Below are 15,637 nucleotides of genomic sequence, written 5' to 3' on the forward strand. Positions count from 1 at the left end.
CTTCAGTCGTGGGCGCATCATAGCGCGGCGTCCCGGTCGTATCTGGCGGCGCGAGGTACGGTTCGAAGGCGCGCTCACCAAGGTTTCTGCGCGCGTGGACTCCACGAGCGGCTATGCCGACCACTACCTTGCCTCCGTCACCCTTGACGAGACCGCCGACGAGCTCGTCGACTACGACTGCAGCTGCCCCTCGCATGGGCGCCATCCGGGGCCGTGCAAGCATTGCGTCGCGCTGGTCCTTGACTACAACAGGAACCCCACGTCGTTCGAGGGCTTTGAGGACCACCGTCACGCGGGCACCTCGCAGGCCCTGGGCGCGTATCTTGAGCGGGTGCGGACGCGCTCGCGTCGGCGTCTCGTGGCGTCACGCGACCAGGCCGACCAGGACGGCGCCATAGGTCTGGAGCCCATGCTGGTGCTGACGTCCGCCCAGCGCAGGCTTCTGCGCCTGCGGGTGTCCGGAAGGCGCGGGTCGTATGCGATCAGGGATGTCGCGGCCTTTGCCCAGAGCGTGCAGGCTGGCGCCTGGGTCGAGTATGGCAAGAAGCTGGCGTTTACTCACGAGCTCGGCGCGTTTGACCCGAGCGCGCGTGCGCTCGTCACCTTCCTGACGCGCGCAGTGCAGAATCGTCAGGCCTACGCGCCGGGGCCGGGGGCGCCGGGTGAGCTCGGTCGTCGCGCGTCATGGGGTGCCGTCGGACCGTCCTCTGCCCGTGGCCTTCCTCTCTCTGACCCCGAGACGGACGAGCTCATGGGTCTTATGGCGGGGCGCCGCCTGGCCGTGGAGGCGTCGCCGGCGATCGCCCCTGTCGGCGGCTGCGCGCAGGCGGTGGAGGTCGTTCAGGGAGACCCCGAGGCCGTCTTGGACGTCGTCGAGGCAGGGGAGGGCGGGTTCGTGCTGCGCCCCGCCTCGCGACTGACGTTCTTCGCCACGGCGACGCGGCTCTATGCCCTGGGAGCCACCAAGCTCTGGTGCTGCTCGTCGCTATTGTCGCGTGCGTCTGACTTTCTGACGAGCGTGTGGCGCCCGTCGCAGGACCAGCATCTCTCGCGAGAGGACGCCCCCGCCTTTGCCGCCGCGCTCCCGCCGTTGCGAGAGTGCGTCAAGATCCGCCTTCCTGACGCCCTCAGGGCGCTCGAGCCTTGCCCGGCGAGCTTTCAGCTCTATCTTGACCGCCGTCGCTCTGGGGTGACCTGCAGCGTCGTGGCATCCTATGGAGACAGGCGCTTTGACGTGCTCGACCATGCGGTGGGGGAGCGCATGGACGTGACGCGCGACGCCCTGGCCGAGGCCGCCATGCGCCAGCTCGTGGGACGCTACTTTCCCGTCACGAGGACGCTCAAGGGCAAGGTGCAGGCGATGCTTTCGACCTCGTCGCACGACGACGTGGCGCGCCTGGTGTTTGAGGGCGTCCCCGAGCTTGCGCAAAAAGGCGAGCTTCTCGTCACGGACGCCTTCTCGCGGCTTGCGAGCACGGCGCGCCCTCGGGTGCGCGTGGGCGCCGCCGTGCGATCTGGGCTCCTTGAGGTCACGATCTCGACGGACGACCTGTCCCTCGACGAGCTGCCGGCGTTGCTTGCGAGCTGTCGGCAGAGGCGGCGCTACCATCGCCTGAGGGACGGGTCGTTTCTCGACCTGAGCACGCTTGACCTTGGCGGCGCTGGCGAGCTCTTGGACGAGCTGGGCCTGGGCGCGCGCGAGCTTGCGTCGGGCCAGGTGCAGATTCCCGCCTACAAGGCGTTTTTGCTCGATGGCCTCCTGGACGACGACCAGAGGGACGCCTCGCTTGAGGAGTATCTCGCGCACGTTCGATCGCTGGACCTTGCCAGCTTCCTGCCGCCCGCCGAACTTGCGCCCCGGCTGCGCGGCTATCAGCTTGAGGGCTTCCAGTGGCTCTCGGCGCTCTGCGAGATGGGCATGGGCGGCATCTTGGCGGACGAGATGGGCTTGGGAAAGTCGGTCCAGCTCATCGGTCTCATCGAGGCGCGCCATGCCGAGGGCCCCAGCCTGGTGGTCTGCCCCGCCTCCCTGGTCTATAACTGGCAGGCGGAGTTTGAGAAGTTTGCGCCCGGGCTCGACGTCGTCGTGGTGGCGGGAGGCGCCTCCCAGCGGGCCAGCCTTCGCCAGGAGTCGCATGAGGTGTACGTGACGTCCTATGACCTGCTTCGTCGTGACGTCAAAGGCTGGTCGCAGAAGCCGCTCTGGCTGGTGGCGCTCGACGAGGCGCAGTACATCAAGAACCACGAGACGCTGGTGGCCCGTGCCACCAAGGCGCTCGCCGCCCGGCATCGCTTTGCCCTCACCGGCACGCCCGTCGAGAACCGCCTCGCGGAGCTATGGAGCATCTTTGACTTTCTGATGCCGGGGCTCCTGGGTGCCTATGAACGCTTTCGTGACCGCTACGAGCAGCCCATCGCCGACGGCGACGCGGACGTCGCGGAGCGCCTGCGGCGGGCGGTGGGCCCCTTCATCCTGCGCCGCCGCAAGGCGGACGTGCTCAAGGACCTGCCTGACAAGCTCGAGCAGGTGGTGCATGCCCATATGGACAGGGCTCAGTCGCGCCTCTATCACGCCCACGAGCAGGCCCTCAGGCTCTCGCTCGCCAACAGGGACGAGGGCGGACTTGCCGCAGACAAGATCCAGGTCCTGGCGGAGCTCACCAGGCTGCGGCAGATCTGCTGCGATCCGCGCCTGCTTTTGGACGACTATCGCGGCGGGTCCTGCAAGCTCGACACCATCATGGAGCTCGTGACGGCGGCCATCGACGCCCAGCAGAAGGTGCTGGTGTTTTCGCAGTTCACGAGCTATCTGACCCTGCTTGAGGGGCGTCTGGTCGAGCAGGGGGTCGCCTTCTTCAGGATTGACGGGTCAACGCCCAAGCGTCGGCGGGTTGAGCTGGTGGATGCGTTCAACGCGGACGAGACCCCCGTGTTTCTCGTGTCGCTCAAGGCGGGCGGAACGGGGCTCAACCTCGTTGGGGCGTCGGTGGTCATCCATGCCGACCCCTGGTGGAACGCCGCGGCGCAGAACCAGGCCACGGACCGTGCGCACCGCATTGGGCAGACGCGGGCGGTGAGCGTGTACAAGGTCATCGCCGCGGACACCATCGAGGAGAGGATCATGGCCCTGCAGGAGTCCAAGAGCAAGCTTGCCGACCAGGTCGTGGGCGAGGGCGCGGGACTCTCGCTCGCGGGCCTCAGGAGGGAGGACCTGCTCGAGCTTTTGGGGGAGCAGACGGCGGCGCCCTGCGGCTGAGAGGGCGCGCCGCACGTTTGGGAGGGCGTACCTTTCCGCCGCAGACGTGCTCAAGCGCGTGGCCCGCGCATGCTCCGTGGCTCGTCAGCATATGCTCTGGGCCGGCTTTTAGGACTATCATCGTGCCTGGAAGGATGCGCGCGGCTGACGTCGCGCGCCGGTCGCTTGGTCGCTCGGAACTTGGACGAGGTGTGGGGGTTGGCATGCAGGACAGGAACTTTACGTTCGAGGACGGTGTCATCCGCTGCCGGGACGCTCATGGCGTCGAGCTGGGCCGCATCGAGTTCGAGCCGTGCGGCGTCGGCGACCCCAACGACGACGGCGTCGTAAACGTGACGCACACCTTCGTGGAGCCTGCGGGCAGGGGGCGGGGCGTCGCGGCCGCGCTCTGCGCCGAGCTTGCTGGCCATCTGCGCCGTGCGGGGCTCAAGGCGCGCCTTACCTGCACGTATGCGCAGAGGTGGTTCGGGGAGCACCCCGATGCGGCGGATGTCGTTGCCGATGCGTAGCCGGGTTGCCGCCATGACGCGGGAGGCCTCTCACGACGCTTGGGGCGCGACCAACCCATCAGGAAAGAGACGAGCATGATTGTTCTGGGTGCCTTCATCAACGGCCTCGAGGCGTTTCTCGGCGGCGTCATCGGCCTGCTCTTCAAGCGGGGCGTCTCCGACGAGCTGGGCGACTTCCTGCTCAAGGGTCAGGGACTCTGCGTGGTGCTCGTGGGCGTGCAGGGCATGGTAACCGGCGGAAGCGTCGTCGTGGTCACGGTTGCCATGGCGCTGGGCTGTCTTGTTGGATGGCGGCTGGACATAGACGCGCAGGTAAGGCGGCTGGGAGCCTGGGCGCAACGACGCATCGACGCGTTGGTGGGGAGAGGGGACGCCCAACGCCACCCCGCCCTGGGTCGGCTGGGCGACTTCTCGCAGGGGTTCGTGACCGCCACGCTCTTCACCTGCACCGGCGCCATGGCCATTGTGGGCTCTCTGGCGAGCGGCATCCAGCTCGATCACTCCACGCTCGTCGCCAAGGGCGTCATTGACATGGTGGTGTGCGTTCCGCTCGCGGCGACGATGGGCGTAGGCGTCCCGTTCTGCGGGGTGAGCCTGGTGGTGTACGAGGGAGCGCTCTCGGTGCTCTCGGCGCTCATGGGGAGCGTCCTCACCGACGCCATCATCGGCGAGGTCGCCGTCACGGGGTCGTTGCTGCTGCTGGCGGTTGGTACCAATCTCCTCAAGGTGACTGACCTCAAGGTCGCCAACATGCTGCCCGCGGCCTTCATGCCCGTCCTCATCGTGCCGGCCTTCTCGGCCCTTGGGCTGCTGTAGGCCGCTCGCCCAGGGGGCGCCTCAAACGAAGGCGGGCATGTCGGATGACGCCCCTCAGTCAGTGGCGCTCGATCGTCTGCACGCGGGCTTTCCGGTCAGCGTTCCGCACGCACGACGGCGCTTCTCACCTGGAGCAATATGAGCACCAGGCTCACGCCGAGCAGGGTATGTCCCACCCCGGCAAGCCCGGAGATTGCCGCGCTCATGCCGGCGGGGAGGTCCGTCCTCAGAACCTGGGTGAGACCTCGGGCCACGAGCATCGCCGCCGTCAGGTTCAACCCGGCATGATATGCGCACAGCACGCGACCCGTCGCCGCGCAGGTGAAGGCAAAGCTCCTTTCCAGTGGCACCAGCAGCAGAAAGAGCACCATGCCCAGCATGAAGTAGTGAGTGTGCACGAATGCCAGCGTCGTTTGGGAAGTAAAGCCAAGGTACCTGGTGAGCTCTCGGTAGAACACGCCGCCGACCATGGCGGCGACGGCATAGGCCAAAGCGCTTCTCATGTATCTCTTCATACTGCCTCTCCTTGGTCGCGCCAGATCCGCCGTCCCTTCCGATGGACGCGGATTCGCTCAGTATGCGTACAGGGTCCTGCGGACGATTTCGAGCACGGGCGCCGGGTCATAGTCGCCGCGCAGCATCGCGGACAGCATCAACGAGAGCAGCACGTTGGCAAACTGCTCGACCGTGAACCGTTCCGTGAAGGCGCCCGGGCGAACGCTTGGGTCGTGTCGTATGACCGTCTTGAATCCGTCCGCTATGTGCAGCCACGTCTTTTGCATGCGGAGCTTGCCGTCTGGCTGCGCCTCGTGCATGAATCCCGCCGAATGGAGCGTGAGGAAGCCCGGGTAGGCCATGCTCCCGCGTCTCATGCGGTCGTACATCCATATCACGCAGGATTGGACGTCCTTGAACGCTTCGCCGTCGTCCGATTGATGGAAGATCTCGCGCCAGATGCTCTCGACCGTATCGCTTACCAGCGACGTCTTGGAGTCATAGTAGGTATAGACCGACCCTATCGAGATGCCGCAGGCGGCAGCCACCGAACGGATGCTCACGCCCGCCCAGCCACGCTCCTTGACGAGCCTCTTGCTGGCGGACAGGATCTTCTCCTTGGACGTGACGACGGTGCTCAATGCGACCTCCTTTGTATGAACATTGTTCATACTAGGCGAGCAGCCACCTCGCGTCAACGATCTTGCGGGGGATGTCTCTGAGGGGGGCGGCATGTGTCTCGTTGCGGAACGTCCCGGCCTTGGCGCCCCTCATTATTTCTCACACTGTGCACTACTGCTCATGTTGTGCAATAATGTCTCGATCTGTCACGGCGTCCGTCACGTGCCAGTCGCGTGACGGCGCCCCATCGCATCTCAGGAGGTCACCACATAATGCGCTCTGCCTTCTCCGACCGTGCCACTGCGCCCGCGCCCGTCGTCAGGCGAGATCGCCGCGCGCTGCGCACCCGCGCGGCCCTGCGCGACGCCCTTGCCGCCGAGATCGCAGCCACCGGCGACCTCTCGCAGGTCACGGTCACGGCCGTCACCGATCGCGCCGGCGTCACCCGACGCACGTTCTACTCGCACTTTCGCGACATCGCCGACCTCGTCAACCAGATCGAGGCCGAGACGATCGCCGACATGCGAGGCCTCGTGGCGAACGTCGCCGCCACCCACCTGAGCGATCTCCAGGACGCGCTCGATGACTTTGCGCCCTGTCCCGGGGCCGAGGAGCTGCTGCGCTACTTCAAGGACCGCGGGCGCTACCTTGCCGCGCTCCTGGGCGACGGGGGAGACCCCGCCTTCGCCAACCGTCTTCAGCGGGTGGCGCGCGAGGCGGTGGCTGCCCGCGCCGCCGACGGGCTTGACGTTGACCTGCTGGGGCCCGTCTTTGACTACTACCTCACCTTTGCCATCTCGGCCGAGGTGGGCGTCCTCGTCCGGTGGCTCACCGGCGGCATGAACGAATCCGTCGCCATGATGGCGCGCGTCATGACCACCCTGATGTTCGTGCGTCCCGGCGACCTCTACGGCCGGACCATGGACGTCAAGATACCCAGCATACCTCGGCACCTGCAGATGCATCCTAAGGAGACGAGCAATGACTAACCACGCAGACTCCATCCGGGCGCAGGTTGCCGCCGCCCGGCCCGTCACGCTCAGGCAGCTGGGGGCGGAGCTGTATCCCGCCCATCCCATCGACCTGTCGCATGCGCGTCTTCGCCTGGGCATCGACGTTGGATCGACCACGGTGAAGCTGGCGGTCATCGACGAGGGCGGCACGCTCGTCTATGCCAACTACGAGCGCCATCACACTGACGTGCGCGCCACCGCCAGGGAGCTCTTCCAGCGCGCCCAGTCCGTCATCGGCGATTCCCCCATGCGCGTGTCCATCACGGGGTCGGGCGGCATGCTGCTTGCCAAGTGGCTCGGCCTTGAGTTCGTCCAGGAGGTCATCGCCTCCAAGCGCGCCGTGGAGTCGCTCATCCCCAACACGGACTGCGCCATCGAGCTGGGCGGCGAGGACGCCAAGATCATCTATTTCGACAACGGCATCGAGCAGCGCATGAACGGCACCTGCGCCGGCGGCACGGGAGCCTTCATCGACCAGATGGCCTCGCTCATGAAGACGGACGCCTCGGGCCTCAACGAGCTTGCCAAGGAGGCCACGCACATCTACCCCATTGCGTCACGCTGCGGCGTCTTTGCCAAGTCCGACGTGCAGCCGTTGCTCAACGAGGGCGCCGCCCCCGCCGACGTGGCCGCCTCCATCTTCCAGGCCGTGGCCAACCAGACGGTGTCGGGGCTCGCCTGCGGGCACCCCATCCGCGGCTACGTGGCCTTCTTGGGCGGTCCCCTTCAGTACCTCTCCGAACTGCGCGAGCGCTTCTACGTGACGCTCAGGCTCGACGAGGAGCACCGCATTCTCCCCGAGAACGCCCATCTCTTCGTGGCGACGGGGGCGGCCCTTGCCGGCGAGTCGGACAGGCGCGTGACCTTTGGCGAGGTCATCGGCGCGCTTGCCAACCTCAAAGACACCCAGGGCTCGGAGGTCGCCCGCCTTGACCCGCTCTTTGCCACCGACGAGGAGTACCGCCGCTTCAAGGAGCGCCACGACGGTCAGGTGGTGCCCAAGGGTTCGCTCGAGGACTACCGAGGCCGCGTGTTCATCGGCATCGACGCCGGCTCCACCACCATGAAGGCCGCCGTCGTGGGCGAGGACGGCCAGCTCCTCTACACCTGGTACGACAACAACAACGGCGACGTCCTGGGCACCGCCCGCAGGATCATGGACGACATCTACGACCATCTGCCCGAAGGCTGCGCCATAGGGCACGTGACCACCACGGGCTACGGCGAGGGCATCCTCATCGAGGCGCTGCGCGCCGACTCCGGCGAGATCGAGACGGTCGCGCATCTGCGCGGCGCCAAGGCCTTCGTGCCCGACGTGGAGTTCATCCTGGACATCGGCGGCCAGGACATGAAGTGCCTCCAGGTCAAGGGCGGCGTCATCGAGCACATCATGCTCAACGAGGCCTGCTCGGCGGGCTGCGGCTCCTTCATCGCCAACTTCGCCGACTCCATGGGCATGACCGTCCAGGAGTTCGCGCAGGCGGCGGTCAGGGGCTCCAAGCCCATCGATTTGGGAAGCCGCTGCACCGTGTTCATGAACTCCCGCGTCAAGCAGGCTCAGAAGGAGGGCGCCACCATCGGGGACGTCGCCGCGGGCCTCTCGTACTCGGTCATCAAGAACGCGCTCTTTAAGGTCATCAAGCTGCGTGACTACGACGAGATCGGCAAGTACGTGGTCGTGCAGGGCGGCACGTTCATGAGCGACGCCACGCTGCGCGCCTTTGAGCTGCTCACGGGACGCGACGTGATTCGGCCGGACATCGCGGGCGTCATGGGCGCCTACGGGGCGGCGCTTCTCGCCCGTGACAGGGCCGGGGCCGCGGGCCTCTCGCAGCTGCTCACCAAGGACCAGATCGACGGCCTCAAGGTAAGGCGTACCAACGCCCATTGCGGGCGCTGCTCCAACAACTGTCAGCTCACCATCAATGACTTTGGGGGTGGCCGGCGCTTCATCACGGGCAATCGCTGCGAGAAGGGTTCGGGCAAGTCGCGCAAGGAGCAGTCTCAGGCGCCCAACCTCTTTGAGTTCAAGAACCGCCTGCTCTTTGACCGTGCGGGCCTCTCGGCACAGGAGGCGCCTCGTGGCACCGTGGGCATCCCGCGCGCGCTCAACCTGTACGAGAACTATCCCTTCTGGCACACCTTCTTCACCAAGCTGGGCTTCTCGGTGGTTCTTAGCGACAAGACCACCAAGGCCACCTATGAGGCGGGCATCGAGTCGATGCCGTCCGAGTCGGTGTGCTATCCGGCCAAGCTCTCGCACGGCCACGTCATGAACCTCCTGGCCAAGGACCCTGACTTCATCTGGATGCCCTGCATTCGCTGGGAGCGCAAGGAGGACGACTCGGCCACCAACCATTACAACTGTCCCATCGTCATGAGCTATCCCCAGTCGCTCAGGCTCAACATGGACGAGCTCGCCGCGCCGGGCGTGGAATACCTGGACCCCTTCCTGCCCTACGACGACAAGAGGGAGCTCAAGCGGCGCCTGTACGAGGTCGTCGCCGTCCAGCGTGCCACGGACGCGCGTGCGGGCAAGGGGCGCTTCAAAGGCGAGCCCATCACGCGCAGGGAGATCGACGAGGCCGTCAACGCCGCCTGGGAGGAAGACCTTGCCTTTAAGGAGGCCATGCACCGCAAGGGGGACGAGACGCTCAAGTGGATCGAGGACCACGACGCTCACGGCATCGTGCTCGCGGGTCGGCCCTACCACAACGACGGCGAGATCAACCATGCCATCCCCGAGCTGCTGCATGGCTTTGACCTGGCCGTGCTGACCGAGGACTCCGTCTCGCACAAGATGCTGCCCGAGCGCCCCATCCGCGTCGTGGACCAGTGGATGTACCATAGCCGCCTGTACCGCGCCGCCCGCTTTGTGGCGTCGCGCAACGACCTTGACCTCATCCAGCTGCAGAGCTTTGGCTGCGGGCTCGACGCCCTCACCACCGACCAGGTGGAGGAGATCCTCGAGGCGTCCGGCAAGATCTACACCGTGCTCAAGATCGACGAAGTGAGCAACTTGGGCGCCGCCCGCATTCGCGTGCGCTCGCTCATGGCGGCGCTCAAGGAGCAGCGCGCCGAGCTTGAGCGTCAGACGGCCGCGGGCGTCGCCACCGAGGCGTCACCCGTGGGCGTGCGCCTGGCCGACGGCTCTCTGGAACACGCGCGCCAGACCGACCTCAGCCGTCGGACCCCGGTGTATCGCGAGGCCAAGAGCGCCGCGTTTGCCAAGCACAACTACACCAAGCGCATGCAGGAGGAGGGCTACACCATCCTCGTGCCGCAGATGGCGCCCATCCACTTTGACATCGTGGAGGCGCTGCTCAGGAGCGAGGGGTACAACTGCGTGCTGTTGCCCTCCGTGGACCACCGCGCCGTGGACGCGGGCCTCAAGTACGTGAACAACGACATCTGCTACCCGTCGATTCTGGTCACGGGACAGATTATGGAGGCGGTGCTCTCGGGCGAGTATGACCTCACGCGCACGGCGGTGCTCATCTCGCAGACGGGCGGGGGATGTCGCGCCACCAACTACATCGCCCTCATCCGCAAGGCCCTCAAGGACGCCGGGCACGAGGAGGTCCCCGTGATCTCGCTCTCGGCCGCGAGCGGTCTGGGCGAGTCGTCCCCGGGATTCAACATCTTTAAGCCCGGACTCATCGTGAAGGCGGTCTACGCCCTGCTCTTTGGCGACCTCATCATGCAGCTGCTGTACCGCACGCGCCCGTACGAGACGGTGCCGGGCTCGGCCAACGCGCTCTTTGAGTCTCTGATGAGCCGCGCCAAGACCCTGATTCCGCGCACCGACCGCAAGAGCTTCTATCGGCTGTGCCAGGACGCCATCGACCGCTTTGACGCGCTGCCCCTGACGAACGACCGCTCCAAGCCGCGCGTGGGCGTGGTGGGCGAGATCCTGGTCAAGTTTCATCCCACGGCCAACAATCAGGTGGTGGAGGTCATCGAGGGCGAAGGCTGCGAAGCGGACGTCCCAGGCCTCGTGGACTTCTTCCTCTTTGGCATGTCCAACGCCATCAACACCAACGCCGAGCTGGGCACCAGGGCGCACAGCCGCCTTACGCACTTGGCGGGCATCAAGATGGTCAACGCCATGAGGAGGCCGCTTAACAAGATGCTCGCCGCCTCCTCGCGCTTTCAGCCATACGAGGACATCTTTGAGCTGGCGGACAAGGCCAGCAAGATCCTGTCGCTGTGCAACACCATGGGCGAGGGCTGGCTTCTGACCGCCGAGATGGCCGATCTCATCCAGCACGGCACGCCCAACATCGTGTGCTGCTCTCCCTTTGCGTGCCTGCCTAACCATGTGGTGGGCAAGTCCGTCATCAAGCGGCTGCGGCAGCTGCATCCCGAGAGCAACATCGTCGCCGTGGACTATGACCCCGGTGCGTCCGAGGTCAACCAGCTCAACCGCATCAAGCTCATGATCAGCGTCGCCAAGGAGAACCATCGGGCGGGCGGTGAGTTCAAGATCGTGAACCCCAACGACCCTACGACGAAAGTGGTGGCGCCGTACGTGGACGAGACGCGGCGGCACGGCACCTTTGGCGACGTGGAGCTCAACGAGCGCGAGGCGGGCGCCCGCGTTCACGGCATCAGGCTTTCACCCGAGCAGCTGGCCGCCATCGAGCGCGCCCGGCAGAAGGCCGGCGTCAAATAGGGCGACGTCGCGGGCACGAACGAGCGCGCGCCTGCGGTCCGGGAATCGGACCGCAGGCGTGTTGCCCCTGATACGCTGGGGGTCTTGCGTAACGTGCGCGTTTGGACGGGTCGCAAAAAAACGAATCCTGGGCAAACGTAAAAGGTACCCTTCGCAACGTACACTTTGAACGGGACCCCTCAGGTATCCGGCTTGATTTCGGCCGCCTTCGCCACCCGGACCCGCCCTCCCATCCGCTCGTCCTAAAGCGCTCGGCGGCGCGGCGCGCCGCCCTTCGGCCGACGAAACGACTTTCTCAATTGATACTCGCAGGGCAGCTGTTACCATGGAACCCGTTTGGGCACCACATATTGTGGACTCATACTTCACAGGATACTAAATGTATTAAGAGCGGAGCAATTTGCTCGAGGATGCGAATGGGGCGGACATGCTGGTTACCAAGCGTGACGGACGCAAGGAAGGCTACGACGGAGCAAAGATCGTCGCGGCCATGAGGAAGTCGTTCGTGGAGACTGGGACCAAGGCTGCGGACGAAGACCTACGTGCGCTGCTCGAGAAGGTCGAGGCGGCAATCTCCGGCGGCCACGTCTCCACGGTGGAGGGCATCCAGGACATCGTCGAGCGCTCCCTCATGGAGGGTGGCTACTACGACGCCGCCAAGGCGTACATCCTGTACCGTCATCGCCGCAGCGAGCAGCGTGCCTGTCGCATGGACATCTGCCTGCAGGCCGGCATGGCCGGCGATGACGCGCGCCAGCTGGGGGAGGTCCTCTCGGGCATCGAGCGCGACTTTTCCGAGGGCGAGTACGCGCTCTCTGCCCTCGCGGCGAAGCTGCGCGGCTTCGCCAAGCAGTCCATGGGCGCCACGGAGCGCCTTGAGGCGCTCGTGCGAGCCGCCGTCGAGCTCACGACGCAGGACGCGCCGCGGTGGGAGTACATCGCGGGGCGCCTCCTGGCCTTTCAGAATCGTCGCGCCCTGGCCCAGGTGGAGCGCGAGCAGGGCGTCACGAGCTTCTACGGCAAGATGCGCCATCTTACTGACCTGGGGCTGTACGGCGAGTACATCCTTCAGAGCTACAGCAAAGACGAGATTGACGAGGCCGCCAGCCTCATGGACCCGACCCGCGACGACCTCTTCACCTATTCGGGGCTTGACCTCCTCCTCAAGCGTTACGTCATCTGCTCGCATCATCATGTGCCCCTGGAGAGCCCGCAGGAGATGTTCCTGGGCATCGCGCTGCATCTGGCCATGCGGGAGAAGCATGACCGCCTGGTCTGGGTGCGCCGCTTTTACGACATGCTGAGCCTGCTTGAGGTCACCATGGCGACGCCCACCCTGGCCAACGCCCGCAAGCCTCACCATCAGCTTTCGAGCTGCTTCGTCGACACCGTGCCCGACAGCCTCGAGGGCATCTATCGCAGCGTGGACAACTTTGCCAAGGTCTCCAAGTATGGCGGAGGCATGGGCATGTACCTAGGAAAAGTCCGTGCCAAGGGCGGGTCAATCCGCGGCTTTGAGGGAGCGGCCGGCGGCGTCATCCGCTGGATTCGCGTCATCAACGACACCGCCGTCGCCGTGGACCAGCTGGGCGTGCGGTCGGGCGCCGTCGCGGTCTACCTCGACGTCTGGCATCGCGACCTTCCCGAGTTCCTCCAGCTGCGCACCAACAACGGCGACGATCGCATGAAGGCCCACGACGTCTTCCCGGCGGTGTGCTATCCGGACCTCTTCTGGCGGCTCGCCGAGCAGGACCTCAACCAGGAGTGGAACCTCATGTGCCCGCATGATGTCCTCACCGTCAAGGGCTACGCCCTGGAGGACTACTTTGGCGAGGAGTGGGAGCGTCGCTATCTGGAGTGCGTGGCCGACCCGCGCATTCCCAAGCGCACCGTCCTCGTCAAGGACGTCGTCCGCCTGGTCATCAAGAGCGCCGTCGAGACGGGCACGCCCTTCGCCTTCATGCGCGACACCGTCAACCGCGCAAACCCCAACCCGCAGGCGGGCGTCATCTACTGCTCGAACCTCTGCACCGAGATCGCGCAGAACATGAGTCCCATAGAGACCGTCTCGCAGGAGGTCAAGAGCGAGGACGGCGACACCGTGGTCGTCACCACCACGCGCCCGGGCGACTTCGTGGTCTGCAACCTCGCGTCCCTCTCGCTGGGACACATTCCCGTGGAGGACGACGAGCGCCTGGGCTCCATCGTGGAGGCGGCGGTCCGCGCCCTGGACAACGTCATCGACCTCAACTTCTATGCGCTGCCCTACGCCAAGATCACCAACCATCGCTATCGTTCCGTGGGCCTGGGCGTCTCGGGCTATCACCACATGCTGGCCAAGCGCCACATCAAGTGGGAGAGCGAGGAGCATCTGGCCTTTGCCGACGAGGTCTTTGAGCGCATCAACCGTCACGCCATCGAGGCCTCGTCCAAGCTGGCGGTCGAGAGGGGCAGCTACGAGCTGTTCGAGGGCTCCGACTGGCAGACGGGCGCCTATTTTGACAAGCGCGGCTACACCTCGCCCGCATGGCAGGCCGTGCGCGAGCGGGTGGCCAGCCAGGGCATGCGCAACGCCTACCTCATGGCCGTCGCCCCCACGAGCTCGACTTCGATCATCGCGGGCACCACGGCCGGCCTGGACCCCGTCATGCGCCGCTTCTTCCTCGAGGAGAAGAAGGGCTCCATGCTTCCGCGCGTGGCGCCCGAGCTGTCTCCGGCTACCTGGTGGTACTACAAGCCCGCCCACCTGATCGACCAGACCTGGAGCATGAGGGCCGCCGGCGTGCGCCAGCGACATGTTGACCAGGCCCAGTCGGTCAACCTCTACATCACCAACGACTTCACCATGCGCCAGGTGCTCGGCCTCTATCTGGAGGCCTGGCGCGACGGGGTCAAGAGCCTCTACTACGTGCGCAGCAAGTCTCTCGAGGTCGAGGAGTGCGAGAGCTGCGCCAGCTAGCGGGCCGTATGGGCAGGGCGCCGCAGCCGGCGGCGCGGCCAGGGCGCCGGGCGGGCGTCATCGGCATCATCGAAGGGAGCACGCACATGGGCATTGACATGACGAGGCCGCTCGAGAGGAACCCCCTCTTCAACCCCGACGGGGACACCGACGTCCTCGACCGGCGCATGATCGGCGGCAACACCACCAACCTCAACGACTTCAACAACATGAAGTACCCTTGGGTCAGCGACTGGTATCGCCAGGCCATGAACAACTTCTGGATTCCCGAGGAGATCAACCTCTCCCAGGACGTCAAGGACTATCCGCATCTGCTCGCCCAGGAGCGCGTCGCGTATGACAAGATTCTCTCGTTTTTGATCTTTCTCGACTCGCTGCAGAGCGCCAACCTCCCCAACGTCAGCGAGTACGTGACGGCCAACGAGGTCAACCTCTGCCTGCGCATTCAGACGTTCCAGGAGTCCATCCATTCCCAGAGCTACTCCTACATGCTCGACACCATCTGCTCGCCCGAGGAGCGCGACGCAATTCTCTTCCAGTGGAAGGACGACGAGCATCTTCTGCGCCGCAACAAGTTCATCGGCGACCTGTACAACGAGTTCCTCGAGGACCGGCGCCCCTTTACCCTGCTCAAGGTCATGATGGCAAACTACATCCTCGAGGGCGTGTACTTTTACTCCGGCTTCATGTTCTTTTACAACCTGGCGCGCAACGGCAAGATGCCGGGCAGCGCCCAGGAGATTCGCTACATCAACCGCGACGAGAACACCCATCTCTGGCTGTTCCGCAGCATCATCCTTGAGCTGCAGAAGGAGGAGCCCGAGCTCTTCTCGGACAGGAACGTGACCGCGCTCGGGGAGATGCTCGAGGAGGGCGTGCGCCAGGAGGTGGCCTGGGGTCGCTACGTCATCGGCGACGACGTGCCGGGCCTCACGAGCCGGCAGGTGAGCGACTACATCCACTATCTGGGTAACCTGCGTTGGTCGAGCCTGGGATACGGCCAGTTGTACGAGGGGTTCTCAAGCGAGCCCGCCGACATGGCGTGGGTGTCTCAGTACTCCAACGCCAACATGGTCAAGACGGATTTCTTTGAGGCGCGCTCCACGGCCTACGCCAAGTCAACGGCGCTGGTGGACGACCTGTAGGAGAACTGCGCGGCAACGGGCGCCTGGCGGCGGACGGCTGGCGGCGACTAGCAACGTGCGGCTGGCGACATGCGGCGAGATTCGATGCGCCTGCACCACCAAAAGACGTTGCCCTGAGGCCGCCGGGCAGACATGCCTATAAGTTTGA

The 15,637-nt window shown here is 65.5% G+C and carries 9 protein-coding genes; 7 read left to right on the forward strand and 2 right to left on the reverse strand.

Annotation, left to right across the window (positions count from 1 at the left end; all coding sequences use genetic code 11):
* Positions 1-94: 94 nt before the first annotated feature.
* The 3 genes from HMPREF2826_RS01140 (at position 95) to HMPREF2826_RS01150 (ending at position 4,581) form a co-directional block, all read left to right on the forward strand.
* Complete coding sequence (locus HMPREF2826_RS01140; RefSeq protein WP_246824632.1) at positions 95-3,256, forward strand: SNF2-related protein; 3,162 nt, start codon at positions 95-97, stop codon at positions 3,254-3,256.
* 203 nt (positions 3,257-3,459) lie between these two features.
* A complete protein-coding gene (locus tag HMPREF2826_RS01145; protein ID WP_070638429.1) occupies positions 3,460-3,765 on the forward strand; it encodes a GNAT family N-acetyltransferase in 306 nt (101 codons plus the stop codon).
* A gap of 75 nt (positions 3,766-3,840) precedes the next feature.
* Positions 3,841-4,581, forward strand: coding sequence for a DUF554 domain-containing protein (locus tag HMPREF2826_RS01150; RefSeq protein ID WP_070638431.1), 741 nt, complete (start codon positions 3,841-3,843; stop codon positions 4,579-4,581).
* 95 nt (positions 4,582-4,676) lie between these two features.
* Here HMPREF2826_RS01150 and HMPREF2826_RS01155 read toward each other — a convergent pair whose 3' ends face one another.
* Together HMPREF2826_RS01155 and HMPREF2826_RS01160 are read right to left on the reverse strand one after the other, a co-directional pair.
* Positions 4,677-5,096, reverse strand: a complete 420-nt coding sequence (locus HMPREF2826_RS01155) for a DUF2871 domain-containing protein (RefSeq protein ID WP_070638434.1) — start codon at positions 5,094-5,096, stop codon at positions 4,677-4,679.
* A gap of 57 nt (positions 5,097-5,153) precedes the next feature.
* A complete protein-coding gene (locus HMPREF2826_RS01160; protein ID WP_070638437.1) occupies positions 5,154-5,717 on the reverse strand; it encodes a TetR/AcrR family transcriptional regulator in 564 nt (187 codons plus the stop codon).
* Positions 5,718-5,969: 252 nt separating this feature from the next.
* Here HMPREF2826_RS01160 and HMPREF2826_RS01165 point away from each other — a divergent pair, with 252 nt between their 5' ends.
* From HMPREF2826_RS01165 to HMPREF2826_RS01180, 4 genes are all read left to right on the forward strand, one after another.
* Complete coding sequence (locus HMPREF2826_RS01165; protein ID WP_070638440.1) at positions 5,970-6,686, forward strand: TetR/AcrR family transcriptional regulator; 717 nt, start codon at positions 5,970-5,972, stop codon at positions 6,684-6,686.
* Positions 6,679-11,385: a 2-hydroxyacyl-CoA dehydratase gene (locus tag HMPREF2826_RS01170; RefSeq protein ID WP_070638443.1), complete on the forward strand. Its 4,707-nt coding sequence runs from the start codon at positions 6,679-6,681 to the stop codon at positions 11,383-11,385. Before HMPREF2826_RS01165 ends, HMPREF2826_RS01170 begins: the two co-directional genes overlap by 8 nt.
* Before the next feature lie 427 nt (positions 11,386-11,812).
* Positions 11,813-14,344: a ribonucleoside-diphosphate reductase subunit alpha gene (locus tag HMPREF2826_RS01175; RefSeq protein WP_070638446.1), complete on the forward strand. Its 2,532-nt coding sequence runs from the start codon at positions 11,813-11,815 to the stop codon at positions 14,342-14,344.
* A gap of 86 nt (positions 14,345-14,430) precedes the next feature.
* On the forward strand, positions 14,431-15,489 hold the full coding sequence (locus HMPREF2826_RS01180) for a ribonucleotide-diphosphate reductase subunit beta (RefSeq protein WP_210388944.1): 1,059 nt from the start codon (positions 14,431-14,433) through the stop codon (positions 15,487-15,489).
* Positions 15,490-15,637: the final 148 nt, after the last annotated feature.

Source organism: Olsenella sp. HMSC062G07, assembly GCF_001811895.1.
Taxonomy (GTDB): domain Bacteria; phylum Actinomycetota; class Coriobacteriia; order Coriobacteriales; family Atopobiaceae; genus Olsenella_F; species Olsenella_F massiliensis.

Excerpts from the sequence above, each read along its gene's own strand:
- HMPREF2826_RS01145 (WP_070638429.1), top strand. The coding sequence starts at position 3,460 with ATGCAGGACAGGAACTTTACGTTCGAGGACGGTGTCATCCGCTGCCGG.
- HMPREF2826_RS01170 (WP_070638443.1), top strand. The coding sequence starts at position 6,679 with ATGACTAACCACGCAGACTCCATCCGGGCGCAGGTTGCCGCCGCCCGG.
- HMPREF2826_RS01150 (WP_070638431.1), top strand. The coding sequence starts at position 3,841 with ATGATTGTTCTGGGTGCCTTCATCAACGGCCTCGAGGCGTTTCTCGGC.
- HMPREF2826_RS01155 (WP_070638434.1), bottom strand. The coding sequence starts at position 5,096 with ATGAAGAGATACATGAGAAGCGCTTTGGCCTATGCCGTCGCCGCCATG.
- HMPREF2826_RS01175 (WP_070638446.1), top strand. The coding sequence starts at position 11,813 with ATGCTGGTTACCAAGCGTGACGGACGCAAGGAAGGCTACGACGGAGCA.
- HMPREF2826_RS01180 (WP_210388944.1), top strand. The coding sequence starts at position 14,431 with ATGGGCATTGACATGACGAGGCCGCTCGAGAGGAACCCCCTCTTCAAC.
- HMPREF2826_RS01165 (WP_070638440.1), top strand. The coding sequence starts at position 5,970 with ATGCGCTCTGCCTTCTCCGACCGTGCCACTGCGCCCGCGCCCGTCGTC.